General features: G+C 51.6%; 27 protein-coding genes. 10 read left to right on the top strand and 17 right to left on the bottom strand.

What is annotated here, in order from left to right; translation table 11 throughout:
- Positions 1-10 precede the first annotated feature (10 nt).
- Positions 11-298, bottom strand: coding sequence for a DUF4362 domain-containing protein (locus PGRAT_RS11995; RefSeq protein ID WP_025705336.1), 288 nt, complete (start codon positions 296-298; stop codon positions 11-13).
- A 191-nt stretch (positions 299-489) separates the two neighbouring features.
- Positions 490-1,047 (bottom strand): putative ABC transporter permease, encoded by a 558-nt coding sequence (locus tag PGRAT_RS11990; protein ID WP_244884066.1) that lies wholly within the window; start codon positions 1,045-1,047, stop codon positions 490-492.
- 410 nt (positions 1,048-1,457) lie between these two features.
- Between PGRAT_RS11990 and PGRAT_RS11985 the strand changes: the two genes are divergently transcribed.
- Together PGRAT_RS11985 and PGRAT_RS11980 are read left to right on the top strand one after the other, a co-directional pair.
- Entirely contained in the window at positions 1,458-2,717 is a 1,260-nt protein-coding gene (locus PGRAT_RS11985) for an alpha/beta hydrolase family protein (protein ID WP_025707563.1), read from the top strand.
- Between the two features lie 91 nt (positions 2,718-2,808).
- Positions 2,809-3,399, top strand: coding sequence for an acyl-CoA-like ligand-binding transcription factor (locus PGRAT_RS11980; RefSeq protein WP_025707562.1), 591 nt, complete (start codon positions 2,809-2,811; stop codon positions 3,397-3,399).
- Positions 3,400-3,579: 180 nt separating this feature from the next.
- On the opposite strand, the gene PGRAT_RS11975 is transcribed toward PGRAT_RS11980, so the two are convergent.
- The 3 genes from PGRAT_RS11975 to PGRAT_RS11970 form a co-directional block, all read right to left on the bottom strand.
- On the bottom strand, positions 3,580-3,765 hold the full coding sequence (locus PGRAT_RS11975; RefSeq protein ID WP_020434040.1) for a hypothetical protein: 186 nt from the start codon (positions 3,763-3,765) through the stop codon (positions 3,580-3,582).
- Between the two features lie 247 nt (positions 3,766-4,012).
- Complete coding sequence (locus tag PGRAT_RS33710; protein ID WP_167337224.1) at positions 4,013-4,186, bottom strand: hypothetical protein; 174 nt, start codon at positions 4,184-4,186, stop codon at positions 4,013-4,015.
- A 115-nt stretch (positions 4,187-4,301) separates the two neighbouring features.
- Positions 4,302-5,204 carry an ArsR/SmtB family transcription factor gene (locus PGRAT_RS11970; RefSeq protein ID WP_025707561.1) on the bottom strand — a complete coding sequence of 301 codons (903 nt, stop codon included), beginning with the start codon at positions 5,202-5,204 and terminating at the stop codon, positions 4,302-4,304.
- Positions 5,205-5,363: 159 nt separating this feature from the next.
- Between PGRAT_RS11970 and arfA the strand changes: the two genes are divergently transcribed.
- Positions 5,364-6,872, top strand: coding sequence for an arabinosylfuranosidase ArfA (arfA, locus tag PGRAT_RS11965; RefSeq protein ID WP_025707560.1), 1,509 nt, complete (start codon positions 5,364-5,366; stop codon positions 6,870-6,872).
- 10 nt (positions 6,873-6,882) lie between these two features.
- Here the strand turns inward: arfA and PGRAT_RS11960 are convergent, their stop codons facing one another.
- The 3 genes from PGRAT_RS11960 to PGRAT_RS11950 all read right to left on the bottom strand — a co-directional run bounded on the left by PGRAT_RS11960 (position 6,883) and on the right by PGRAT_RS11950 (position 8,893).
- On the bottom strand, positions 6,883-7,572 hold the full coding sequence (locus PGRAT_RS11960; RefSeq protein WP_025707559.1) for an LrgB family protein: 690 nt from the start codon (positions 7,570-7,572) through the stop codon (positions 6,883-6,885).
- Positions 7,569-7,979 carry a CidA/LrgA family protein gene (locus tag PGRAT_RS11955; RefSeq protein WP_025707558.1) on the bottom strand — a complete coding sequence of 137 codons (411 nt, stop codon included), beginning with the start codon at positions 7,977-7,979 and terminating at the stop codon, positions 7,569-7,571. The genes PGRAT_RS11960 and PGRAT_RS11955 overlap by 4 nt, the downstream gene beginning before the upstream one ends.
- Before the next feature lie 239 nt (positions 7,980-8,218).
- Entirely contained in the window at positions 8,219-8,893 is a 675-nt protein-coding gene (locus tag PGRAT_RS11950) for an NAD(P)H-dependent oxidoreductase (protein WP_025707557.1), read from the bottom strand.
- 142 nt (positions 8,894-9,035) lie between these two features.
- On the opposite strand from PGRAT_RS11950, the gene PGRAT_RS11945 reads away from it, so the two are divergent.
- Positions 9,036-9,419, top strand: a complete 384-nt coding sequence (locus PGRAT_RS11945) for a winged helix-turn-helix transcriptional regulator (protein ID WP_025707556.1) — start codon at positions 9,036-9,038, stop codon at positions 9,417-9,419.
- 202 nt (positions 9,420-9,621) lie between these two features.
- Here the strand turns inward: PGRAT_RS11945 and PGRAT_RS11940 are convergent, their stop codons facing one another.
- Entirely contained in the window at positions 9,622-9,996 is a 375-nt protein-coding gene (locus tag PGRAT_RS11940; RefSeq protein WP_025707555.1) for a YkvA family protein, read from the bottom strand.
- Between the two features lie 136 nt (positions 9,997-10,132).
- Here PGRAT_RS11940 and PGRAT_RS11935 point away from each other — a divergent pair, with 136 nt between their 5' ends.
- Positions 10,133-11,221: a low temperature requirement protein A gene (locus PGRAT_RS11935; protein WP_025707554.1), complete on the top strand. Its 1,089-nt coding sequence runs from the start codon at positions 10,133-10,135 to the stop codon at positions 11,219-11,221.
- 101 nt (positions 11,222-11,322) lie between these two features.
- On the opposite strand, the gene PGRAT_RS11930 is transcribed toward PGRAT_RS11935, so the two are convergent.
- Entirely contained in the window at positions 11,323-12,294 is a 972-nt protein-coding gene (locus tag PGRAT_RS11930) for an acetylxylan esterase (RefSeq protein WP_025707553.1), read from the bottom strand.
- 102 nt (positions 12,295-12,396) lie between these two features.
- Between PGRAT_RS11930 and PGRAT_RS11925 the strand changes: the two genes are divergently transcribed.
- Positions 12,397-13,242 (top strand): sugar phosphate isomerase/epimerase family protein, encoded by an 846-nt coding sequence (locus PGRAT_RS11925; RefSeq protein ID WP_036706073.1) that lies wholly within the window; start codon positions 12,397-12,399, stop codon positions 13,240-13,242.
- On the opposite strand, the gene PGRAT_RS11920 is transcribed toward PGRAT_RS11925, so the two are convergent.
- Entirely contained in the window at positions 13,233-13,739 is a 507-nt protein-coding gene (locus tag PGRAT_RS11920; RefSeq protein ID WP_025707551.1) for a DinB family protein, read from the bottom strand. The two genes, PGRAT_RS11925 and PGRAT_RS11920, sit on opposite strands and share 10 nt — an antisense overlap.
- 140 nt (positions 13,740-13,879) lie before the next feature.
- On the opposite strand from PGRAT_RS11920, the gene PGRAT_RS11915 reads away from it, so the two are divergent.
- Together PGRAT_RS11915 and PGRAT_RS11910 are read left to right on the top strand one after the other, a co-directional pair.
- Positions 13,880-14,986: a glycosyltransferase family 4 protein gene (locus tag PGRAT_RS11915; RefSeq protein ID WP_025707550.1), complete on the top strand. Its 1,107-nt coding sequence runs from the start codon at positions 13,880-13,882 to the stop codon at positions 14,984-14,986.
- Positions 14,987-15,132: 146 nt separating this feature from the next.
- Positions 15,133-15,900, top strand: coding sequence for an SGNH/GDSL hydrolase family protein (locus PGRAT_RS11910; RefSeq protein WP_025707549.1), 768 nt, complete (start codon positions 15,133-15,135; stop codon positions 15,898-15,900).
- Between the two features lie 234 nt (positions 15,901-16,134).
- On the opposite strand, the gene PGRAT_RS11905 is transcribed toward PGRAT_RS11910, so the two are convergent.
- Positions 16,135-17,247 (bottom strand): glycosyltransferase, encoded by a 1,113-nt coding sequence (locus tag PGRAT_RS11905; protein ID WP_025704284.1) that lies wholly within the window; start codon positions 17,245-17,247, stop codon positions 16,135-16,137.
- Positions 17,248-17,523: 276 nt separating this feature from the next.
- Here PGRAT_RS11905 and thiD point away from each other — a divergent pair, with 276 nt between their 5' ends.
- A complete protein-coding gene (gene thiD, locus PGRAT_RS11900; RefSeq protein WP_025704283.1) occupies positions 17,524-18,336 on the top strand; it encodes a bifunctional hydroxymethylpyrimidine kinase/phosphomethylpyrimidine kinase in 813 nt (270 codons plus the stop codon).
- A gap of 185 nt (positions 18,337-18,521) precedes the next feature.
- On the opposite strand, the gene PGRAT_RS11895 is transcribed toward thiD, so the two are convergent.
- Both PGRAT_RS11895 and PGRAT_RS11890 read right to left on the bottom strand, forming a co-directional pair.
- A complete protein-coding gene (locus tag PGRAT_RS11895; protein WP_025704282.1) occupies positions 18,522-19,430 on the bottom strand; it encodes a hypothetical protein in 909 nt (302 codons plus the stop codon).
- Between the two features lie 227 nt (positions 19,431-19,657).
- The gene (locus PGRAT_RS11890) at positions 19,658-20,704 is read right to left on the bottom strand and encodes an aromatic ring-hydroxylating oxygenase subunit alpha (protein WP_025704281.1); all 1,047 of its coding nucleotides are present in this window, start codon (positions 20,702-20,704) and stop codon (positions 19,658-19,660) included.
- A gap of 376 nt (positions 20,705-21,080) precedes the next feature.
- On the opposite strand from PGRAT_RS11890, the gene PGRAT_RS11885 reads away from it, so the two are divergent.
- Positions 21,081-22,586: a serine hydrolase domain-containing protein gene (locus PGRAT_RS11885; RefSeq protein WP_036703756.1), complete on the top strand. Its 1,506-nt coding sequence runs from the start codon at positions 21,081-21,083 to the stop codon at positions 22,584-22,586.
- 555 nt (positions 22,587-23,141) lie between these two features.
- Here the strand turns inward: PGRAT_RS11885 and fucU are convergent.
- The 3 genes from fucU to PGRAT_RS11870 are packed head-to-tail and all read right to left on the bottom strand — an operon-like array spanning position 23,142 to position 25,686.
- The gene (fucU, locus tag PGRAT_RS11880; protein ID WP_025704280.1) at positions 23,142-23,573 is read right to left on the bottom strand and encodes an L-fucose mutarotase; all 432 of its coding nucleotides are present in this window, start codon (positions 23,571-23,573) and stop codon (positions 23,142-23,144) included.
- Between the two features lie 15 nt (positions 23,574-23,588).
- Complete coding sequence (locus PGRAT_RS11875; RefSeq protein ID WP_025704279.1) at positions 23,589-24,239, bottom strand: class II aldolase/adducin family protein; 651 nt, start codon at positions 24,237-24,239, stop codon at positions 23,589-23,591.
- Between the two features lie 19 nt (positions 24,240-24,258).
- On the bottom strand, positions 24,259-25,686 hold the full coding sequence (locus PGRAT_RS11870; protein WP_042266637.1) for a rhamnulokinase: 1,428 nt from the start codon (positions 25,684-25,686) through the stop codon (positions 24,259-24,261).
- Between the last annotated feature and the right edge of the window lie 5 nt (positions 25,687-25,691).

The raw sequence follows: 25,691 nt of genomic DNA, 5'->3' as shown, positions 1-25,691 counted from the left end.
TTAGCCCTCCTTATAATCGATCCTTATTGAATGAAATTAAGCTGATGTTCTCATCCTTGGCATAACCTGCGCAATCTGAAACCTCAACCCTGTAAGATTCCGCAGTCTCGGCTAGTCCGATTGCCCTGCATACATATTCGGTTTTCCCCGGTTTTGCAGCCATAGCGTCTCTCGTATTATCTACGGTCCAGTGGATCACCTTGCCATCGTTATAGAAATCATGAATGAACGGTCCGCTGTCAATCCCCCACTCTTCAATCACAATAATAACAATACGAAGCTTTCGAAATTTGTGCATTCGACCTCCTGATACCTATTTGCTTGAAGAGCCTATCTCACTATATTTTACAAGACTAGCATGTATTCCTTGTCTGTACAAACAGCAAAGGGACACTGCCAGCCCCGCAGGCTGGCAATGTCCCTAGTATAGCATCAGTTCTAAATCTGTGAATAAGGTCAAACCCTCTCCCCCGATGTATAAAACCTGCTTTAGCTTTCCCCGAGCTCAAGCCCCTTCAAGCTGCGCCGCCGGTTCCGGCAGGTCCAGAGCAGATCGGCTGCAAGCACCAGCGCGGCAAGCGGCAGCAGCAGCAGCCACAACGTGGAAATCCGGAGATACAGCATCTCGATAAGGGGCTGCAGGCCATACATGCAGACCGTCGCCAGCCCCCACCAGTATAAGGAAAATTTCAGGCAGATATGCCCCCGCAGCTGATAGGACATCTTCGAATAATCCCACCACTGCTTATGAAAAACAGACTTCAGCAGCCATCCGCTGGCGTATTCCACAGCAGACGGGATGATTAACGCCAGCAGAATCATCAGCGGCAGCGAAAGCCCCAGATCCTTGGCAGCCAGCAGCAGCAGCGGGGCTAAGCCGTACATCGGCTTAAAGGGGCCTTTGAGAAAGCCCTCCTTGCGGAACGTTCCCAGGCTGTACAGATTATAGCTGCCCTCCAGGACCCAGCCCAGAAAGGAATAGAGCATAAAATAAAAAAAGTATTCACCGGCCAGCAGCGAACCGGGAGAATCCCCCAGCAAAAGCAATTGTGTAATCGAAATAGGTCCCGCCCCCTCCCTGTTATAAACAGATCATATTGGGAGGTAGTATGTCCGGTAAAAACGGGAAACATTATAGTAAATATTGGTTATTCTCAAACCTATCCGAAAAACGATTTCCGTACACAGCATTTTGTAGAATATATAGCACCTTGTAGGACAACTTAATACTTGCAAATTTTGCACCTTTTGAATTTTGCATTTTTATATTTTTGCATATTATGCAATTTTGCACTTTGCGCAATTTTTCCTAATATGCAATAATAAGAAGCGTAGGTTAGATCACTGGACGCTTATACACGGGCCCGGATTTGCGCAGTGGTCAGGTCCCTCCCTCGCTTCGTCGCTTATCTGCTGTGAATAATCCAGACTGTAGATTCTATAAGGAGGAGAGTAAAATGGTAGATGATCAAGACACAAAGGTCGCTGCGCGTTTGAAAAACAAGATATTCTTCGAGCGTGACGACATCGATTTCACTTTTCAGTGGTTGCTTTCGTTTATGCACTGCGGGGGCGTTGCCCAGGGAGAGCTATTCAAACTCGCCCGGCAGATTGATCCGAATTCCATTACCAGTTATAAGAATCAATTTGAGAAGGAAGCCATTAAAGTTGAGGCAACCGCAGAGGACAGTCTGAAGAGGGGCCACTCATTTAGCGCCGGTGAGGCGTTTATACGCGCCCACTCGTACTACAGAGCGGCTTTCTACGGTACGTTTCCGCACGAACCGGATTTCTCACGGTTTCATCAAAAGAGTGTGGAATGCTTCCGGAAGGCGCTTGATGCGAAGTCTGGGCAGATTCCCCATGAGTGGGTGGAGGTGGAATACAAGGGTTATAAGTTCCCAGGCTGCTTTTTGAAGGCTGAGCACAGTGATGTGCCAAAGCCGACGATTCTTTTCCACAACGGTGGAGAGACACACAAGGAGGACACCTACTTCCTCGGAGGACAAGCGGCGATTGACCGGGGATATAATGCGCTGATCATTGATCTTCCTTGGGATGTCTGTGCCAGATTCTATGAACCCGGGGCGACAGCCAAAAACTTCCCGAAGGAAGAGCTGCACAACGTCTATAGAGCCACCACTGATTTCCTCCTCGCCCGCCCTGATGTGGACGCTGCCCGATTGGTCGTAAGCGGCATGAGCTATGGAGGGGCCAAGACGATGGTCCACGCAAGCTGCGATGACCGTTTTGCCGCGGCAGTTCCGAACTCACCGGTATACTCAATGGCGTCCTTCATTGAACGTGGGATGCCTTCGTTTCTTCGAGGCAGCGCGGATGAAGCAGCAAAGCAAACTGAAAAGATGCCATATACAGGCCAGGCACTGTTCGCCGGATCCGTTTGGTCACACGGTTTCGATAGTATTGTAGAATGGTATGATGCAGCAAAGGAAGCGCTCGACGTTGATCCGCGAAACGTCCAGTGTCCCTTGCTCTCCATGTACTCGGAAGCTGAACATCCTGAGATGAAGAGACAAGCGGTGGAGACTTACGAGAAAGCACCGAACAAGAAGAATGCTATCTTTTTGGGGACTGAAGAGGATGGCGCTGACCTGCACTGTCAAATTAATAATCTACCGCTTAGCTATCAGGTTATATTTGATTGGCTGGACGAAGTCCTCGATTATAACATTCAAACTTCAGTTGAGCAGAAATAATAATTAGCATTATTGATATTTAGTCCATGGTGCTGTGTAATTTCAGCACCATGGATCTTCAACTATCCGCATAATTGGAGGAACAGATGACATGACGACTGAAAAATCCGGTTTGAGAGAACGTAAGAAGGATGAGACACGGCGAACGCTCAGCGAAATAGCCCTTAACCTCGCCATCGAAAAAGGGGTTGGCCAGGTTCGGGTTGAGGACATTGCCGCTGCCGCAAATGTCTCCCTACGAACGTTCAATAACTATTTCCCATCTAAAGAAGCGGCCATCATCGGCAACGCGTATCAACGTTCCGAGAAGATTGCTGTTGCGTTAGCCGATCGTCCGCCCGGTGAGGCTCTAAAAGACTCGCTCCGAGCCGCAGTTCTTGCCGGGTTTTCAGAGGCCTCAGACCGGCAATGGCTGGCACGCATGATCCTCCTTCGGGATGATCCCGCATTGATCGGCGCACAGCGAAAGGCAGAGATCGAGTTCGAACGGAACCTCGCGAAGGTCATCGCAGAACGTACAAAAAAGGATTTGACGCGGGATATCTATCCGACATTATTAGCAGCGATGCTAATTGCGGCGGTACGTGCAGCTGTCTTTTTTTGGACAAGTTCATCTCCAGGAGGGCCAACGCTACACGAAATACTTGATGACGCAATCAGCCAGTTGGGGTATGAGTATTAATCGTGCAGGGCGGAAAAGAAGAAGGAACAATGAGAATCTCGTGTTATCTTGAGGGAACTCACCTCCTTCTCCGCTTGAAGACATTTCTGTTTTTTCCGGCGTTTATCTTCATCAAAAAAAAAAACATAACCCGCAGGTTATGCTCTAATTCCAGAAGCTTCAGACTGCGCTCCCTATAGATTAGTTTTTGTCGTGCTGCTCCTTGAGCAGCTGTGTCAACGACTGTCCGCCATGCTGCCTTCTCAGCGTCTCCAGCTTCATGTCGCTGCGTACGCCAAAGTCTGAACCGTACTTTTTCTCAAGATTGCCCACAAGCGCATCCCCGCGCTTTTGCCGGTACCGGCCGTTCTCGTTTCGACTCCGCATTAACGATTCCTCCCTGCAATATGGATTGCCCAGAGACCTGTGAAATCTGCGATGAACCGGAGAATGACATACTTAAGTTGGATTCTTGGCTCTAGATATGGCTAGTCTGTACTTGTACTTGATGATACGAGTACATGGATTTGAATTCAGTATACATTATTTACTAATCGGTTCTCAATATGAGCCGCTCAAAAAACAGACTATCCTGTGAGGATAGCCTGTCAGAAGACAGACAGGGACCCTGTCTTTAGTTCTTCGGGAACGGATCAGGATGGGAGGTCTCAGCAGGTTTGGATACCCAGTCATCGGCCTCCGGCTCAATGTCCACACCATTCTCCATCTTTTTGCGTTCTGCGAGCGAATCGTCTGTTTTACTTTCTTTATTGCGGATGTCCGCTTCATTCTTGATATGATCTGACATGTGAAATCCTCCTTTGCATGCTGTGCAGGTTAGTGGTTACTTAGTTTATAGTTACCCATTGGACTGTTTTGCAAACATGCTGACACTCATTCACACGATGGCGCTGTTACAAGTGTTATTCGTAGTACACCCTAAAAACAATATCCTGCTCGTAATTGCCGAAGCCCCGGCCGAACAAAGTTAATCCGCCCCGTCTACGGGTGCTGTCTTCTGCGGTTAACCGGAAGCTCCATTGATCCTGCTGCCAGGATACATCATTCAGTGTCACTGCGGAAATCTGCTGTCCGTCTATGTAAGTCCCCCCTGAGTTAATCCGCAGCACCTTCAGCAGCCCGTATTGGTTCACATCGGGATTCCACCAGGACGGCGTCAGCCGTCCTCTCATTACGCCGAAATCACCGGGGCTCGTCCACTTGCCCAACTCTGCTCCGTTCAGGGTGAACGTAATATCCGAAGGCCATTTCTCATTCACATGGGGGGCCTCTGAGCCAATTTCCATGGCGATTTCGATCTCCTGCACCTTCTGATCCATAAAAAGATAATTCGGCACCTTATACTCTACATAACCTTTGGCAAACCACAGGATTCCGGCATCTGCCCGCTCGGGGTCCAAAAAGTAACGCGGATCATCATAATAACCAATCAGCTTCTCCGTTGTAGCAATCCCGCACGTTGGCGCCGCCTGTAAATCCGTATATTGCCCGACAGGGACCGACACCTCAACCACTTTTCGGGAAATGCCCCGTGAGCCCGCCAGCTTAATCTGTAAAAAATTCGCGGACAATGAACAGCATTTATAGGTGCCTCCGTCCATTCTTTTCATTTGTGAGCTGACGATGCCGGCCTTTTGCAGCTTGGCGACATGAGAGCTGACAATGGCGCTGCTCAGATAGAGGCTTGCGGCAAGCTCTTTGATATGCATCTCCCGGTCACTCAGCAGATCAATTATGCGCAGCCGTACCTCGCTGGCCAAAGCTTCATATACCCTAAGTGATTCTGAATCCGTTGTTAAATACATTTCTATCCTCCAATCTCTCCTCCAAAGGGTAAGAATTAGCGATTAAGTTAATCCTGAATTTTTATATTGCTAATTATAAAGTAGGATTCGTATGATGTAATCATAAAACGCAATATTCAATTAAGATTTATATTAATTCTGCAAAGGAGTAATTTGACTATGACTATTAAGGCATCCATGATTGCGGACAAAGACTTCAAGCTGGCTGAGGTAGACCCCCGTCTCTACGGTTCATTCATCGAGCATCTGGGCCGGGCGGTTTACGGGGGAATCTATGAGCCGGGACATGCTACAGCGGACGAGAACGGATTCCGCCAGGATGTTCTGAATGCCGTCCGGGCACTGAATGTCCCCATTATCCGTTATCCCGGCGGCAATTTCGTCTCCGGCTACAACTGGGAAGACGGAGTAGGCCCAAAAGCGGAGCGCAAGCAGACACTAGAACTTGCGTGGTGGACTACCGAAACGAATCATGTAGGCACCAATGAGTTCGCAGAATGGGCCAGGCTGGCCGGTTCAGAGGTCATGATGGCAGTGAATCTGGGCACGCGCGGGATTGACGCCGCCAGGAACCTGGTCGAATACTGCAATCACCCATCCGGCTCCTACTGGAGCGACCTGCGGATCTCCCACGGGGTGAAGGCTCCGCATCAGTTCAAAACCTGGTGCCTCGGCAACGAAATGGATGGCCCCTGGCAAATCGGGGCCAAAACCGCTGTAGAATACGGGCGGCTTGCCAATGAAACCGCCAAGGCCATGCGCTGGGTGGACCCGTCGCTGGAGCTGGTCGCCTGCGGAAGCTCAGGCAGTAGCATGAGCACTTTTGCCGAGTGGGAAGCGACTGTACTGGATTTGACTTATGACAATGTGGATTTCTTATCCCTCCATACCTACTACAACAATAACGATGGCGACACTGCTAACTTTCTTGCCAAGTCACTGGATCTGGACCAGTTCATCGGCAGCGTGGCAGCGATATGCGATTATATCAAAGCCAAAAAGAAGAGCAAAAAGAAAATTAACCTGTCTTTGGATGAATGGAATGTGTGGAAATCTCAGGGGTCAAGCCGGATGGAAACCCATTGGCAGATTGCTCCGCCGGAATTCGAGGATGTCTATAATATGGAGGATGCATTGGCTGTGGGCTGCTGCCTGATCAGCCTGCTGAAACATGCAGACCGGGTGAAGATGGCTTGCATTGCCCAGCTGATCAACACCATTGCGCCGATTACGACTGAGAACGGAGGGCCATTATGGCTCCAGACTACGTACTACCCTTACATGCATGCATCGCTTTACGGGCGGGGCACGGTGCTGCATCCGCTCATTACCAGTCCTAAATATGATTCCAGAGATTTCACTGATGTTCCTTACCTGGAAGCAGTAAGCGTATACAATGAGGAACTTGGTGAAATTACCGTCTTTGCTGTAAACCGCCATTTGAGCGAAGGAATGGAGCTTTCCGTGGATCTGCGCAGCTTCGGACAAACTGAAGTCGTTCAGCATATTGTTATGGATCATGAAGATCTGCAGGCGGCCAACACCAAGCAGCATCCGGGAAACGTCCTTCCCCATGACCGGGGAACAGCTGTGGCAGAGGACGGCCGGATCACCGCCCTTCTGTCCAAAGCTTCGTGGAATGTGATCCGCCTGCGGGTTGAGGGCTAGGCCGGATATTCTAGTGGTACATAATCCATGAAACGATCGGGCCTACTATCGAACCTACAATCGCACAGACTGTCATAGCCACAGAACTCATGGATACTGACTGTTCTCCGTACTCCAGCGCTTTTGCTGTACCCAGAGCGTGAGAAGCTGTCCCCAGGCCGATGCCAATACCGGATTCGCTGCGGATTCTGAACAGTTTGATGATATAAGGACCGCCAATAGCTCCGGTAAACCCGGCGATCATGACGAAAACGGAGGTTAAGGAAGAGTCACCGCCAAGATTGCTGGAAATCTGGATTGCTACAGCGGTTGTAATGGATTTGGGCAAGATTGAGAGCACATACAGCTTGGAAAAACCAAGGCCCACCGCCATCAGCATCCCGCTGAACATGCCGACCAGCAGCCCGATAACCGTCCCGCCGAGTATGGCCGGCAGGTTCTGCCACAGCACATGGCGCTGCTTATACAGCGGATATGCAAGGGATACCACTGCCGGCCCGAGCAGGCGGTTGATCCATTCGCCGCCGATCATATAAGTATCGTAGGAAATATTGAAGCCAAGCAGAAGAACCACCACTGTAAAAGTAGCGGTCAGCGCCGGCAGAAGCACAGGAAGACGAAACCTTTTATACAGCATGGACATAAACAGATAAATACCAACATTCATCAGAACGAAGCCGGCGGCAAGCAGGATATTCATGCTTCGCTCCCTTTCTCGCGCACCACCGTTATTTTAGAGCGGCTTCTGCTGCCAGTCCGGCGGACGGTGATCCACTCGGTGGCATGTGCTGTCACAACCATAGTCAGCACACTGCTAGCGACCAGGATGCCGATCATCATCAGCCCCCGGCCGCTGAAAATATCCAGGTGATTCATAATTCCGGCCGTTGCCGGGATGAAGAACATTGGCAGATAGGCCAGAATGAATAATGAGCCGTCCTCAATCAGCTTCACGGGCACGATCTTGAACAGCAGTAAAATAAACAGAAGCAACAACCCGACAATGCTGCCCGGTACCGGAAGGTGCATCAGTTTCTGCAAATAATCTCCGGCGAGAAAGAATATGTACAGTACAGCTACCTGGGCAATAATACGAATGATTTTCATGCTGCAGGAATCCCTTCAATCTTGAAATGACAATCCGGTGTAAAACTGCTCACTCCATAAGACTATCAGAGTTTTCAGTAATTTTTCAATTGTTTTTCGAAGCTTTTATGTATTTTCAGGAGCTGTACACCGCAAAAAACTGCTTTGCAGGCAGGCACAAGGTATCACGTGCCTTCAGCAGAGCAGTTTTTTTAACTTCATTTCTAACCGTTCACCCTATCTTGCCATTTCCGGCAGCCTCATACCCACTGAACCACCTGGTCCGCACTGCGCCGGGTTTTGCCGCGCGGCTCATTCAGGCGGTAGCCAAAAGCCACCATACAGGCAATTCCGAAATGCTCTGGGTCCATAATGCCCTCAGCCGCCAGAATCTCTTCAATTTCCAGCTTGTTGAAGCCTTCAATCGGACAGGAGTCAATGCCGATCTGGGCGGCGGCAGTCATCATATTGCCAAGGGCCAGATAAGTCTGGCGGGCGCCCCACTCGAACAGGGCCCGGTCATTGCCCGCCAATCCGAAATCGGTTGTCAGGAAGGTGTCATACATTTTGCTTTTTCCTTCAGCAACTTCTGGAGGCAGGTTCTGCACATCCTTCATGATTCCCTGGATATAATCCGATCCGGCGGTCAGATCTTTGGGCAGTCTGGAAAGAATCAGCACGAAGTGGCTGGCTGTCGGAAGCTGTTTCTGGGCTCCCCAGGCAAACGGGCGAAGCTTCTCCCGGATCTCCGGGTTCTGTACCACAACAAACTTCCAAGGCTCAAAGCCAAACGAGCTGGGTGAAAGTCTCCCGGTTTCCAGGATGAACTGAAAGTCTTCTCCGCTGATCTTCCGGCTGCTGTCGAATTCTTTTGTGGCATGTCTGAATTCATAGGCTGCTATTATTTCCTTTTTAACTGCTGCTGTCATTTCCATCGTCTCTACTCCCTTTCGGTCACTTCATTTTATTGACTGCCTGAAGCTTATGCGTTTATATTAATGTATATATAATTGTTTTTGAAGTACGCACATTAATGTAATGTAGTATACAAATTGATACTGAAGGAGTGACATTGTTATGCGCGACCGTAAAGGCGGCTTCGGTAATTCTCCCGGCTGCGACCAGGCAGCCTGCCCTGTGGAATTCACCCTTGATGTTATCGGCGGCAAATGGAAAGGTGTGCTGCTGTACCACATGATGGAGGAAAAGAAACGGTTCAGCGAGTTCCGCCGGATCTGTCCGGGAATCACCCAGCGCATGCTGACCCTGCAGCTCCGGGAGCTGGAAGAGGATGGCGTTGTTCACCGCGAAGTCTATCAGCAGGTTCCGCCGAAGGTCGAATACTCCCTGACCGAGTTCGGCCGGACCCTCATCCCCATCATCCGGCTGATGAGGGATTGGGGCAAAGAATACCAAACCAAACAGCTTTCCAAAGAAAGCTGTCCGGTGGAGAGTCTGTGAAGGTGCAGCCCAAGCTGCATCTTTTTTTAAAATATAAAAATTTATATGCTTCGCGCTATAAACTATCCTTCTATTTCTCGCTGAAACGGGTACCGTCCTTATAAGGACGGCGTAGCCGTTTCCACTTGTGGCAAAATGGATATGATATCCTGCAAAGCATCAAAGCGCCCCAGGCAAAGCCTCACTGTACGGGGTTAAATTGTTATTCCTTTTCAAAAAATTCCGCTGACTTCTGCCGGTGCTCCTCCGTCACCTGGCCTGCAATCGCCCTTACACCTGCGGCAATAATTGCTGCGTCATCGGTGAGGCCCAGGCCGATCAGTGCGTCTGGAATCGCATCAATGGGGGAAATGAAATAAGCCAATGCCCCGAAGGCAATACCTTTGGCCCACAAAGGGGTTTTGGCATCTATGGCACAGTAATACATCGCCACTGCATCTTTGGTAAATGGAATCTTCCCGGCAAATTTCCGGGTTTTACTCCAAAAGCTCTTTTTCACCAGCTGTTCGTTCTTCTCGCTGTATTTGAAATTCTCCACTGCAATTTCCGCCGGCAGCTTATCTCCGTCCTTCTCCATCTGCGTTCCTCCTCTAATGCTCAGATTGTCTTGCGCTCATCGGTAGAGTGCCTTTATTATAACATATAACCGGGACCGCTCCGGGAAAACAGGGCCATACAGAACTGCATTCATCCGAACAACAAAGGAGCGCTATATGACTGTAAAAAAAGTAACCTGGCTGGAGCTCTTTTATGATCTGCTGTATGTTGCCGCCGTGTCCAAAGCCAGCCATGTGCTGCTGCATGTAGAGGACGAAACCCTTTCACTTGAAACACTGGGCAAATTCGTGCTGATTTTTATCCCGATCTGGTGGGCTTGGGTGGGCCAGACGCTGTTTGTCAACCGCTATGGGCAGGACATCGTCTCTCACCGGATTTTTCTGATTATTCAATTGTTCTTCGTGCTGATTATGACGGCAAGCCTGTCTGTCGATTTCGATCAGACCTATTATTCGTTTCTGATAGGCTACCTCGGGCTGCGGGCGATGACTGCGGTACAGTATCATTACGTACGCTCCAGGGAAAACGGGCATCTTAAGGCCACCGCTCATTATCTGGGCAGCCGCTTTTGGATCGGACTGGCGATTTCCGCCTGTTCCCTGTTTTTTGATTCCTGGGTCCGTTATGCCGTGCTGTACGCCGGAATTGCTGTTGACATTATCCTGCCGCTGGCGGGAAGGAAAATTCTGGTCAAAACGCCCGCCAATACTCACCATCTGCTGGAGCGTTTCTCTCTATTTGCCCTGATCCTCCTGGGGGAATCCGTTGTGAGCATCCTTGCTGTGCTGCAGTCCAGCACCTGGACCCTGCAATCTGTAGGCTTCGCGGGCCTGACCTTCGTACTGATCATAGCCATGTGGTGGCAATATTACGATAACCTGGAGAAAAAGGTGGATAAAAATATTTATACAGCCGGGCAGACGATTATTTACGGACATCTGTTCATCTTCCTGTCGCTGTGTATGCTGGCCGCCTCGATCCAGCTACTGTTCCTGAACAAGCTACATTATGAGCTGATGCTAAACCTGCTGTTTGGCTCGGTGCTGCTCTACTTTGCCTCCACGACACTGGTCTTCCACGTCTACCGGCATAAGCAGCACCGGCTGGGAATCGTTCATCTGGCGGTGCTGGCGGCGCTCCTGGCTGGCTTCTACATTCTGGACATGGTTGTTCATGTACCAAACGTGCTGATTATGGGGGAAATGGCGCTGTTTTTTGCCGTTTACGCCCGGATCACAAGCTAACATGAAGATGCGCTGTCACCGGTCAGTTCGTGATTTCCATAAAAAAGAGGCGCCCGCAGCGGGACGCCTCTTCTTTTTTCTTAGGAGACAACTTGTTTGGCCTAGCGTTCCGCCTGACCCAGATGTTTTTGTAAAAACAATACCTTCTGGCGGTGATGATATTCACTAACCTCATGTCCGGAGAACGGATAGTCCAGAATCTGCTTATCCGACTCTATGCGGTTATACGCGGCATATACGCTTTCGGGCATACAGACCGTATCCTTCCAGCCGACAGAAATCAGAACCGGGGCCGCAATGCGCGGGGCCAGATTCACGATATCGAAGTAAGCAAGCGTATCCAGGACCTGTTCCAGATGCTCCGGATAACGCCGCACATAAGCGCCGATTTCGGTCAGGGAGCTGGTTGAATTCAGCACGCCGAAATCCAGCCGGCACAGATTGGGGATATCTGCGGCCACAGCAGCGATCCGGCTGCTTAGGGCACCAGCCAGCAGAGCAATGCCCCCGCCCTGGCTGCCGCCGGTAATCGCGATGCGCGACGGGTCTACGCCCGGAAGCTGCGCAGCCGTTTCCGCGGCACGGACGGTATCCATAGCCACCGCCATATAATAAGAACGTTCCTTCTCCAGCAGTCCCTGCGTAATCCAGCCCTTGGCCACACCGCTCTCCATGGGCAGCAGATTTCCGGTCTCTCCCAGTTGTCCCCGCACATCTACGGCCAGGACGGAATAGCCGAGCAGTACCCAGGAAGCATAACGCTCCGGATATCCCCTGTCCCCGGTATAGCCGGGAAACGTAATGATGCAGGGAAGCTGCCCTTCGCCATTCGCCGCCTGTGCAGGCTGAATATGCCAGGCATTGACCCTTGTTTCATCAAAGCTCTGGAAGCTGACTTTGTCTACCCGCATTCCCGGATACGGCGTCACTTCGGGCACAGAAATAATCTCCAGCGGTTTGCGGGCATACTCTGCAAGAATGCCATCCCAAAATTCGTTGACTTTCCCTGGTTCCAGCGTCGGTTCAGGACGGCAGTTCTCGAGTTCCTGCTTGCGGAGCTCTATCGTATTCATTGCATGCTCTCCTATTCTGTCAGCGCGTTATGATTGCAAGTAGCTGTAAGCGCTATTAATATAAAGTTAATAATAATACAAATCCCTATTTTCCAAAAGGAGATGTTTACCATCCGTTACGGAACTTTGGCCCACACCGCAGGCTGTCTGCCCCTTAAAGAGCTGACTGCCGCGCTTCAAGGCTTTGGAATTGATTTCGTCCAGCTGGCCTTGTCCAAAGCTATACAGGATATCGATACCTCAACCGGGAAACTTAGCCCGGGCCTTGCCAATTATATTGCCGAACAGTTTGACCGCGCGGGAATCCGCATCGGTGTACTCGGCTGTTACATTAACCCGATTCATCCCGATCCGGCCATCCGCCGGGGGGAGATCGAGCGGTTCAAGGAGCATTTGCGTTATGCCCGGCTGTTCGGGGCACCGATGGTCGCTACGGAGACCGGAGCTTTGACCACTTTTGCCGAATTTGAGCCCTACCGTTATGAGGAACTGGGCTGGGAGACGCTGCGGGCCACGGTCGGGGAGCTGGCCGAGGAAGCTGAAAAATGGGGAGTGTTCCTCGGGCTGGAAGGCGTAAGCACCCATACATTGTCCACTCCGGCCAAAGTGCGCCGGATTCTCGACGAAGTCCCCTCCAGCGCAATTGGCGTAGTCTTTGATCCCTGTAACTTGATCGGAGACAATGTCCAGAACCAGGATGAGATTGTAGATGATGCCTTCAGCCTGTTCGGAGACCGGATCATCCTGGCCCATCTGAAGGATATTTATGCCGAGGGAAACCGCATCCGCCATGGCCAGGCAGGCCGGGGATTGTTCCACACTGCAGAGTTCCTGAATAAGCTCCAGGCCCACAAACCGATGATCGATATCTCGCTGGAGGATATTCAAGGCCCCGAAATCCGTGAAACGGTGAAGCTGCTGGAACGCCTAAGAAGCCCTCAGTCGTAATGCTTCCAGTTCAGCAGATGCACATCCTCTTCCTGCAGCCATTTCGCGAGATACACAATCTGGCCGGTATGGTAGGCGTAATGCTCTGCCGTACCGATCAGTACCTTTTGAATACTCCAGCTGTAATTCTCCATTTCTGAACTCTCGGTATAATGCACGGTGACGGCCCGCTCCAGATCCTTTTCCGTCAATCCATTGACTACAGCCCGGCTTTCCCGTCTTACTTCCCTCAATGACTCCAGCAGCTCCTCCGGAGTACAGCCTCCACGGGTCAAAAATTCTGAAGGTCTGTCCCTCTCTGCCGGACGCCCCCCGACCGCGCAGACCAGATGCTGATATTCGTTGCCGGCCAAATGCAGGCACAGATTGCCTATCGCGTTCATCTTTGGCCGTGGACGAAACCATATCTGGTCCTCCGTCAGCCTTCCGGCTGCCAGCTCCAGATACCCCAGCGACTGATCCAGTCTTCTCATACATTCGCCAATAATCTCATTCATTTTTACTTCCTCCTTTTTTGGGGATCCGTTAAAATTTAAGGGCTGCAGTCCCGGCACTTTTCGACATTCGCTGAATAAAATAGTATACATAACCAGTGTTTGCTATTTTCAGCTATATTGTAGAAGGGAAGAGATCATCCATGAGGTTTACATTTCCCATTCTCACCTTATGCCATGGCGGGGCGCAGCGCATGCTGGTAGAACTCACCAACGGGCTCACCGCCCGGGGCCATGATGTTGTGATCCTCATGCCATTAGGGGGCGACATTTCCTATGAGGTCCATTCTAATATACTAACGACGGACCACACTGTGCTGCGAGAATCCGATTTCCCTGTCAGTGATATTATTGTGTCCAATTTCTATACAACTGTCCCCGTGTCAGAGGCGGCAAGCCAACAGGGAAAAGGCATGCATATCCGCCTGTCTCTATGCTATGAGCCGCTCTTCCTGCCGGAGAACGAAGTGTCCTTCCCTTCCTATCATATCACTGACAAGCTGCTGGTTTTATCACAGTGGCAGCAGGAATTAATAGCTTTGAGCCATGGGATTACCGGGAGCATTGTGCCGGTAGGCATCAGCACGGTGTTTCGTAACCAGCATATCCGCCACATGCTGCAGGAGCCATTGAATATCACGGCGATTCTGCGCAAGGAAGAGAACGGCTTTGCCTCGCACCGTGAACAGGGCTACTTGGTGAAACAGCTCGATATCGTCAAGCACAACATGCCGCAGGTGAACATCAACTTCATAAGTCCGCCGGATGAGTTCTATTCTTCGGAATCCTTGCAGAGGATGCATGCCGGGGGCAAATACCGGTTCTTCACTCCGCAGAATGATGAAGAGCTCTGCTACCATTATAACGGGGCAGATATTTTTGTCAGCGCCAGTGCCTTCGATGCCGGTTCCCTGCCGGGACTGGAGGCTATGCGCTGTGGGGCAGCGCTAGTATCTGTATACTCCGGGGGAAATCTCCAGTATGCCCGCCACGAGGAGAATTGCCTGCTCTCCTACCGTTATGAGAACCGGCTGGCCCAGGATGTGGTACGCCTGATTGTTGACTCTGCGCTCAGAGTCCGGCTCGCTGAACAAGGTGAAGCTGATTCTCTGGCCTGGACCTGGGATAATAGTGTGAACAGCATGGAGCAGGCTGTAGTGCGGTTTATGCAGAATATACCCCATAATGAGTCAAACCGGGCTCCCTTATTGCGCCGAATGGCCGGATATAGAATAAGCAGAGGCCTTTAACCTGAAGTTAATATGAAGCAGCTGCTTCCGGAATCACGGATCTTGCAGCTGCTTATTCGCATGACCCGTGACGTTTATACATAGGCAATGCCTTCATGAATGGTTTACACTAAGATTAAGAACAATATAGTTTCGGAGGTGTGGCCATGCATCAGAATGAAAATCATTCGGCAGCTGCAGAGCTTGAATATAAGTATATGGTGAGCGGAGACTCCATTTCGAAGGGTGTAGTCTATGACGAGTCCAGAAGCAAATATGTAATTCTAGAGGATAATTACGTCTCTCTGCTGCAAGGCAAGCTGAAGGGGGCGCTGCGCAACACCGCCAGATTCGGCAATACGCTGCTCAAGGGCTTCGGCAATCTCAAACGGGATGTACTGAAGGAGAAGCCGGATATGGTGCTGATTGAATACGGGGGGAACGACTGCGATTTCCACTGGGAAGAGATTGTGGATAACCCTGAAGCTGAGCATAATCCCAAAACGGATTTCCCGGCATTCGAAAGCATGCTCCGGGATATGATCGACTTCCTGAGAACTCAAGGGATCATGCCGATTCTGATGAGCCTGCCGCCGCTGAATGCGGACAGCTACTTCAAATGGGTGAGCCGGAACAATCCGGCCTCGGAAGCGAACATTATGAAATTTCTCGGTAGTGTCACCAAAATCTACTGGTGGCAGGAACGGTACAATTCCACCATTATCAGGGTCGCTGAGAGCACCAAGACGAAGATTATTGATGTCCGGGGCGCTTTTCTTCAGCAGCCGGATTATACAGAGTTCATCTGCCGTGACGGGATTCATCCCAACCGGGCAGGACACCGGATTATCTATGACAAGGTACTGGAGTTCATCTCCAGCAGCGAACCCCACTTGCTGCTCGACGGCAAGGGACAGGCTCTGCAAAGCCGCTGATCCATTGCTGCCAGGCAGCCTGTTCCCTTGTTTAATGGAACAGAATTTCATGGAACGGGCAGAACCCGCGGCACATTCAGATGTGCCGCGGGTTTTTTTACCAAATAAAACTTAGGCGAATACTTTCTGCTGAGGACAGGTGATCCGTTATTGTGGCGGACCAGGCACCCATGGTCGATTGGCATACCCAAGAATGAGAAGCCTCGCTTACCTCGCTTACCTCGCTTACCTCGCTTACTCCGCCTGCTCTGCAATGGGCTGCAGCTCGACATATTTGTCACCGAGCAGGGTTTTAAAATATTTCCGGTTATACAGCATGCTGGGATGGGCCGGGTGATAACGCAATGCCGTTTCGTTGAACTGGTTCGCCTTCTCATGCTGTCCAAGACGGTCGTAGCATAAGGCCAACTGCAGATTCGGCAGCCAGGTGCTGTAGCTCTCATTGCGTATGCCCATAGAGTCATTCTGCCGGGGCAGCATCACAGCGAGCTCATACCAGTAGACGGCCTGAAGCAGCTGATTCTTCTCCAAGTGCCAAGCACCGAGCCTGCAGCAGAATTCCGCCCGCGGCTTATCGATCTTCAGCGTCCGGCAGAGTGCCTGGAAGGCTTCCTCCTTATTCCCCAACCGTTCCTGGCATTCGGCCAGCCGCAGGCAGGCCTGGTAATTATCCTCGATCCAGCCCTCTTCCCCTTCCAGAAAAAGAGTATAATACCGGCAGGCTTCCTCATGCTGCCCGTGGTCCCGCAGCTCATTCGCGTAATAATACTGGTCCCGCGGGGAGAAGGCTTCACCGGCTGCGGCCCGTTTCTGGTAAATCCGCAGATTGCGGTCCGTGTAGGCTTTGTCTTTTTCATGCGTAATGCAGACATCACTGCTGTAGGATGGGCCGTATACCTCCAGATATTCGTGCACCGGCCCTATCCATTTGAAATTGCAGCTGCGGCGGACCAGACGATTGCGGCGGAGCGAGGTAACCACATTGCCGGCAGCGTCAAAAGCAAGATTATATGGCATATTCACGCTGTCCACATGCCCTGGAAGACTGCTCTTGAGTCCTCTGAACAGCTCCTGATCCTTTGGTTTCAAGTAGTCATCGGCGTCCAGCCACAGGATATAATCCTTGGCAGCCTTGCTGAAGGCAAAGTTCCGGGCCGCCGAGAAATCCTCGATCCACGTAAAATCATAAATCACCGCTCCAAAGGACGCGGCAATTTCTTTGGTCCGGTCCGTTGACCCCGTATCGACAATAATGATCTCATCCGCGATAGTTGCTGCGGTAGACAGGCAGCGGGGCAGACTGTTCTCTTCGTTGCGGACGATCATGCATAAGCTGATTTCGATCATGGCAGCCTCCTAAACGTTGTACTTCTATATGGATATGCAGTTTGCTCCGGTGAGAACCCGCCTCCTACCCACCGCCTTTTCCTGCTGTTCCCATTTTCCCTTAATTTTTTTTACCAAAAAAAGAAACTTTTCCAGGAAAGCGGAGGTCAATACAGTAGACGAGTTCCCGCCGGAGTGCGGACACCGGGAATGTTTTTTGTTATAATATCGTAGAGTTTAAAAGATTCCACCTGAATTAGGCTTCATCTATTCATATACCAGAAGGAGACGTTCGCTTTGTCAAAAATCATTAAAACTCTAACCATTGCCGGAAGTGACTCCAGCGGAGGTGCCGGTATCCAGGCTGACCTCAAAACCTTTGAGGAGTATGGCACCTACGGCTTCAGCGCTTTGACCACTATTGTGACGATGGACCCGGATAACGGCTGGCATCACAATGTCTATCCGATTGATGCAGCCCTCGTTGCGGAGCAGCTAAAAACCGTGTTCGCAGGGGGTCCTGTAAATGCCATGAAGACCGGCATGCTGGGCAGTGTGGATATCGTTAAGGTGGCAGAAAAAGCGATCAAGGAGAACCTGCAGACTAACGTAGTCATTGATCCGGTTATGGTCTGCAAAGGGGAAGATGAAGTCTTGAATCCGGAGAGCGCCAATGCGATCCGTGATCTGCTGCTGCCTCTCGCCACAGTGGCTACACCCAATCTGTTCGAAGCCGGTGTGTTGTCCGGGCTGGGCAAGCTGACTACCATTGACGAAATGAAAGAAGCTGCCCGCCTGATCCGCGCGCTCGGCACCCAAAATGTGGTCGTCAAGGGCGGCAAAGCACTGGGCGGCGATCTGGCAATAGATGTGTTCTTCGACGGCTCCGAATATACTGTGCTGGAAACAGCCAAAATCGAACCGGCCTACAACCACGGAGCGGGCTGCACCTTTGCCGCTGCCATTACAGGCGGCCTGGCCAACGGCTTGTCTGTGCATGATGCAGTGGTAAAAGCCAAGGACTTCGTCTCCGCTGCCATCCGCAGCGGCTACGCGTTTAACCAATATGTCGGCCCTGTCTTCCACGGCGGCTACCGGTTGGAGCGTTAATCCCGGGACAAGACTTAGCAAGGTGTGCACCTGCTGCAGTTGATCCTTCAGCGCACAGCTGCGCTATAACACAAATAATGGCGGAACGGAAAGGCATGGTGCCCTTCGGTTCCGCCATTTATTGTTGTCCATCTATTGAGGCTGCAAATACCGGCTGCAGGAAGCTCCTCCCGAAACAAAACCTTTTACTTCGCTGCGCCTTCCTCGGTGATATGCTTCACGAATTGAATGATCTTCTCCTTCGGTTCATCCCCGCCCAGCACTCCAATTTCAATAGACTTGGTGTTATGGTTGATCGGCAGGGAGGACACAAACTTCGAGTCTGTGATGTCAACAGCGTACAGCTGTTCCTCAGTGCTCTCTCCCACCTTTCCCCACTTCAGGCGGGGATCGTCTTTGGAAATCTTGCCATCCGCCAGAATGGGCTCCAGATTCTGAAACCCATCCTGCTTACCGATCCATTCAAGCGTAGCTTCATCGAGGATCAGAATATCCGGCGTGTTCGCTGCCAGCTCGACTACGGCTTTTTGCATATAATTCATATCCAGGGTATCCGAGCCTTCGCCGGTCTTGGGAAGATAGACCATGCTGCTGTCCACACGCTTCCATTCCGGGTACTGCTCAATGATCGCCTGGTTCAGCGCATCCATTTTACCGTCCTCATCCTTCACGCCGAAATTGCCTATGAACATAATCTTCGCGTCAACCGGCGGCAAAGTGGCCAGATACTTTTTATGCTGCCAGTTGTTATAGAGCGCGTTGCCGGCAAAAACAAGCACGATTACAGCAATAATCGAAATGATGACATGTGTCTTATAGAGCCGCATAAAGCGCTCCCATTTACGCGCTCCGCCCGCAAGACTGCCGTATTTGGCCAGCCGCTGGTCCTCAGCCTCCTGAATTTCCTGCTGATCTCTGGAATCCAGAATAAACTTGATCGCCTGAAAATCCGCTTCATAAGCAGCGATTTCCGCTTCAGTGTTTAATGAGCGCCGCCGTCTTAGCAGCAGATCGAACCTTTTGTTAAGTTCCTCCCTGGTTACGGTTTCAGGCAACCCTAACCTTTCATAGGCTTGCGTCAGTTTCTCGTTCACAATCAAGTCTCCTTTGGGTTGATGCCGGTCCTGCATTGCGCCGCTGCCGGTACAGTCTGGAATCGTTGTGTATTCATGCTACCATCTGCATTTCTATTTTATCAGACATGGGCCTACATTCTCCAGTCAGCGGATGAAAACACAAAAACCCTTTCCGCACGCCGCTCCGGAGAACAGATACAGAAAGGAACCTGTGGGATCAAGCTATAGAATGAATGCTCCACTGTTTAAGAAGTATAAGACCGTCCCAGACCCAATTCAGTCAGCAGCTGGCGGTAAGCGATGGACGTGCGGTCAGCTGGTATATGCGCTTCGGCCTGCAAATCGAGCGGCAAATCCTCCGGAGTCTGTGACTCCACCATTTCCGCGTCTTCTGCAAAGACCTGCAGATTGAACTTAATCGTATCCTGGACCGGGGCACTCTTGTCGAAGTTCCTGGAAATCGGACAGAACAAGCGCGTATAGCGTGCGGATACCGGGGAAGCACAGTTCAGGATTTTCAGTCGGCCTTCGCCGGGAAAATAGACGGTAAGGGAAGCCGCAAATGGCGGGAACACACGGAATTCACGCAGCCACATGAAACCCTCCGGTGCCGGATTTTCCTGGCCTTTCCCATAGTTGCTTACCGTACTCCAGTATTCAGCGACCAGCTCATTGCCCTCGCGTCTGACCTTGTACTGGGGAACCTCAGTGTTGTTCCGGTCCCCAAAGGTGGCTGTATGCACATAAGCAAAATGGGAGACGTCAAGGAACCCCTCCATCTGGCGGCCGGACGAACCGGCAATATCGAAACTCGGCGGTAAAATATTAATATAGTCCGGGTCATCCCAGCCCGGGAAATCCGGAATCTGCTCCGCCGCGGTACCCAGGCAGGTCCAGATCAGGCCATATCGCTCCACCGCCGGATAGACGATCAGCTTCAGTTTGGGTGAGATTTTGGAGCTGGGATGGGCCGGTACAGCGGTGCATTTGCCTTCACAGTTGTAACGGAAGCCATGATACGGGCACACAATTTCACCGTTCTCGACCCAGCCCTTGCTGAGCGGCGCCCCCCGGTGGAAGCAGAGATCCCGGGCGATCACCACGCTGCCTTCACTGCGGTAGCATACCAGCTTCATATCCAGAAGCTTCACTGCCAGCGGTTTGTCCTGTACTTCCTCCGCAATTGCCACCGGATACCAGTATTCAGCCAGTACCCGCCAGTCCTCAGGGGAGAACGTGCAATCACGGGGAAGCTCGAGTTCTTGCACCGGTTTCTTCTTTTCCTCTATCATGATCGTTCCACCTCTCCACTCCCTATACACTCCGTGAGAGCATTTTATTATATGTCAGATTATATAACTTGTTGTGTATATTTTAATCTTTTTCCGTTAAAAAAATCAATTGCGAAACATCTTATTTTGTATTTCCAACTAAAAATACCGTCTAAATGTTATGCATTATAACATAAAGGACAAAAAAACAGCTTTCTACGAATCAGAAGGCTGTCTCAATATTTATTGCTTGAGCATCCTCCTACCTTACAGCCGTGTAAGCTTACTTTAAGGAACTTTAAAGGTAGACGTAAGCTAAATCTATGGGTGCTGAACATCTTGTGAACTATGCTGGATATAGTGTTCATTTGACTTAATCCCAAAGGAGTTCAGAAACATGAAGCGTACAGAAAGAACAATTTTTTCCCGGAGACTTTCCCTCAGCATGATGGTTGCCGCAAGCTTGATAGTTCTATGGGGCTTCTCCCCCCACATGAATGCTGAGTCCGATAAGGCGCCCACTGCCGGAAGCGCAGAGGAATTCAAGCAATATCTGGACCACAAAGTCCCCCAGTGGCAGGAAACTTACGGAGTACCTGGTGTGGCAGTAGGTGTGATACATAACGGAAAAGTCGCCTACACCTTGAATTATGGTGTTGCTGATACCAAAAGTCACCAGCCTGTGAATGAGCATACGCTATTCCAGGCAGGGTCGATCTCCAAAAGCCTGACCGCATGGGGCATCCTGCATCTTGTTGACCGAGGTCTGCTCTCCCTGGATGATCCGGCTGCAAAATATCTTACACGGTGGAAGCTGCCGGACTCGGAGTTTGATCCGGGTCAGGTGACGCTCCGGCGGTTGCTTAGCCATACCGCAGGTTTGCCTGCACACAAAGGCTACCTGGGAACTGCTCCGGGAAAAAAGCTTCCGGCACTGGAGGAATCGTTGTCCGGGGCCGGTTGGTTCAACGATCCTGTAAGATTGACCACAGCTCCCGGAACTCAGGAAGTGTATTCAGGTGCAGGCTATACCCTGCTGCAGCTGGTGATCGAGGAAGTGACCGGCCAGCCTTTTGAACAGTATATGGACGAGCAGGTGCTGAAGCCGCTAGGGATGAATTCCAGCACCTTCGCAGCAACTACCGGCAGTCCCTTCACGTCTACTGGGTATGGATATTTCGGCCAGGCGCTGCCGGATTATCAATTTACCGAAAAAGCCGCCGCCGGCCTCTCCACCACCTCTGCTGATCTGATGACATTGATTATTAACAGTATGAATGGGCGGAATGGACAGCTGCCGGGCAACCCAGTGGCTGCAAAACCGCTTATTCAGGAGATGCAGACACCGGTTCTGACTGACAACGGTTTGGGGATCTTCGTTAGAACCCTTCCGGGTGGTCAGGTTATGCTGTATCACCCGGGGGATAACCGCGGATTCCACAGCTTTTACGGGTTCGTCCCGGAGTCCGGCGACGGACTTGCAGTTCTGACAAACAGCGAGAACGGAATTGACCTGCGGCAGGATATTTATAATGCATGGGTGCGGTCACTTACCGGTTCTGTGCCCGATGGATACGATGCCCTTGCCGCCGGAAGGCAGACTAATGCATACATTACGCAAGGACTTGCAGCCGCGCTCGGCCTATATCTGGTTATCTTTGCCATCCGCTTGCGCAAGCGGAGAAGAGTGTTCATAACGAAGCATTCACCGCAGCCTTTTATCCGGCTCGGGATACGCGTGGTTCTGCTTACAGCAACCGGTACTTGTTTGTTCCTGGCCTCTTATTCCTGGAGCATTCTCGGTCTCCAGTCCGGTTTAAAAAACATCGTACTCGCGGTTTTTGCCTGGCATCTCATTTTGCTCGCCGCCGGCTTTTTCCCGAAGACCAGAATACGGAAGTGACAGCAACATTTTAAGATAAGAACGGCTGCGCGGCCTTTACTAAAGAGCGCAGCCGTTTGAGGCCCGGGCTGTCCGTCCGTGAACCTTACAGTCGCTGCTTCAGGGCAAATTAACCGGCTGCTTGCCAGCTATTGCTTCATGAACCCGGGAGGCAGTTCTATAGTGGAAAAAGGGCACTTAATTCTCCCCACTCCCGCCCTCCGCAAACGCTAGTTGGGAAAAGTAAACTTAATCCGGCCCACTTGTACCTTTTCAGGTGAATTTGCGTCTACTAATTCCCACTAAACCTCACTGTTCAACGATTTTGTGCACATTTAAGTTCACTAATTCCACTCCACTCCCCGAAAGTACCTAGTGAAACCCAAACGGTACAGCTGCCTGTTAGCTGCGAGGCGACTTGGCTCTTACCTCGACCGGACTTTCACCGGCTAGTTGTGCCTAGCATGGCTAGGCGCGCATCGGCGAAAAAATCCCGCCCCGATGCATTCTCACTTGGAGAATCCAACAGGGGCAGGATTAATTTTTCGAGTGAAGTGCCAATGTCAGCACCTTTTCTCAAATGCTCTTTATAACACCTTTTTTCAGGATAATATTGCCGTACAGCGCTTCCTCCCCGGTCACCACAATGGCATAGGCACTCTGGGCGCGGGTATAGAAGGCAAAACGTTCTTCATGAGTGATCACAGCTTCCTTGTCATGTCCCGAGATGATTTCCTTATAGGTGTCCCAGATTACGGGGACGGTAGGATCTCCCGTTACGACACTCATCAGGGCAGCCTGATGGTCCGCATAATGATCCAGCGGGAACAGCTCCAGCAACGCGTCCAACAGCTCCGGTATGCCGATGCCGTCGCAGCGGATGACTCTGGAATGCAGCGCATGTCCGGGAAAGTTGGCGTCCGCAAGTACAAGTTCGTCGCCGTGGCCCATTTCCATCATGGTCTTCACCAGTTCGGGAGAGAGCAGCTTGGGGATTTTCTTAAGCATCTGCCGCTCTCCCCTTTACATTCCGTAGAAGGACCGCAGCGCCACCAGCTCTTCAATCCGGTTCGGCGGCAGCTCCCGCTCTCCGTGGATCATGCGGGTCAAAAAAGTCAGCTTGGCGGTGTATTCCAGCCGTTCCATATTCATATAAGCTCCCATCACATCCTTGCCCCAGGTCAAAGCCCCGTGGCTTTCCAGCAGTACGGCTGTTTTCTTGCCCAGGAACGGCATGATGGAATCGGGAACCTCCTCTGTGGAAGGGGTGCCGTATTTCGCCAGCGGGATTTCACCCATGGCAATTACGGATTCCGGCATCATCATTTTGTCGAGTGCTTCCCCTTTAATGGCAAAAGCAGTGCCAAATGGCGGATGCGCATGAACCACCCCGTTCATCTCGGGAAGCTCGCGGTAAATCCGCAGATGCATTTTGACTTCCGTTGAAGGTCTATAGCCTTCCCGGGCTTCCAGAATCTCTCCCTGAAGGTTGACCTTGACCAGCATGTGCGGCTCCAGGTAGCCTTTGCTGACCCCGGTCGGGGTAGCCAGCACCTCAGTTTCGCTCAAACGGGCCGAGATGTTGCCGTCATTCGCGGCAATAAAATCCTTATTGAACAGATTTTTGCCGATATCACAAATCTGCAGACGCAGTTTCTTTTCCAGCTCATCCATGGTTTACTCTCCTCAATTCTTATTTATTCGGCCGGTACACTGTCAGGGTCTCGGATGCGCCCACTACCTCAGCAGCACGGCTGAAATCCAGTTCTCCCAGCGCAGCCAGCTGCACCAGCAGATTGCCCAGCGCACTGGCTTCAACGGGGCCGGCGATAATCTTTCTTCCCGCAGCATCCGCCGTTAACTGGCAGAGGAGCTTGTTCTGTATGCCCCCTCCGACCATATGAACCTTGCGGATCGTTGTGCCCGTAAGGTCCTCCAGTTCCTTAAGCGCGGCCGCGTAGGACTTGGCGAGGCTATCCAGAATCGTGCGGATAATGGCTCCTTTGGTTGCCGGCACCCGTTGGCCGCTGCTCCGGCAGTATTCCGCGATCCGTCCCGGCATATCACCGGGCGTGCTAAAGAGCGGATCATTAGGCTCAATAAAAGACTGTGCCGCCCCCTCATTCCCGGCAAGCGCAGCCATCTCGCTGAAGCTGAGGTCTTCACCGGCTTCTGCCCAGACCCGCCGCGTTTCCTGCAGCAGCCACAGTCCGGTAATGTTCTTAAGCAGCCGGTTGCCGCTGCCGCAGCACCCTTCATTCGTGAAGCCATATTCATAGCTTAACGGAGTAAGGACAGGCGCCTTCGTTTCCATCCCGACCAATGACCAGGTGCCGCAGCTGATAAACGCCGCGCCGTCCTTGTCCGCGTACGGAATCGAGGCTACGGCTGAAGCCGTATCATGGGATGCGCCGGCAATCACGCGGATAGGCCCGCAACCGAGCTTGGCACAGAGCTCGGGCCGCAGCGTGCCGATTGCGGTTCCCGCCTCAACACGGGGCGGAATCAGCCTTAGCGGGATGCCGAGCCTGCCGAATACTTCGGAAGAAGGCTCACCCGTAACGGCGTCCAGCAGCCCGCTTGTGCTCAGGATCGTCCGCTCCGCGGAAGACGCTCCGGACAGCAGGTACAGGAACAAATCCGGCATCATCAGAATGTGGTCAACACGCTCCTGAAGCAGCGGGTTCTCCTGCATATCTGCAAACAGCTGGTAGACTGTATTGATCGGGTCCGGCTGATTGCCGGTCAGACGGAACTGTTCCTCCGGCGGCAGCAGCTCCTCCAGGCGGGGGCGGTATTTGCCTACCCGTTGATCGCGGTAATGATGCGGGGAATTCAGCAGCTTCCCCGCATGATCCACAAAGCCATAGTCTACTCCCCAGGTATCCACACTTAGACTAACAATTTCACTGCCGCCCTGGACCGCCAGCAGGATTCCCTGCTTGATCTCCTCAAGCAGCGCCGGAACGTTCCAGTACAAATGACCGCCTGCCTCCACCGGGGTGTTGGCAAACCGGTGGAGCTCCTCTGTTACAATCCTGCTTCCGTCATAGGTGCCGAGAATCACTCTCCCCGAGCTTGCCCCGAGGTCAACGGCCAGCAGCTTCTTCAGCTTGCTCATCACAT

Origin of the sequence: Paenibacillus graminis, assembly GCF_000758705.1 — a bacterium.
Taxonomy (GTDB): Bacteria; Bacillota; Bacilli; order Paenibacillales; family Paenibacillaceae; genus Paenibacillus_AQ; species Paenibacillus_AQ graminis.
This window is presented reverse-complemented; position numbering and strand designations above follow the sequence as displayed.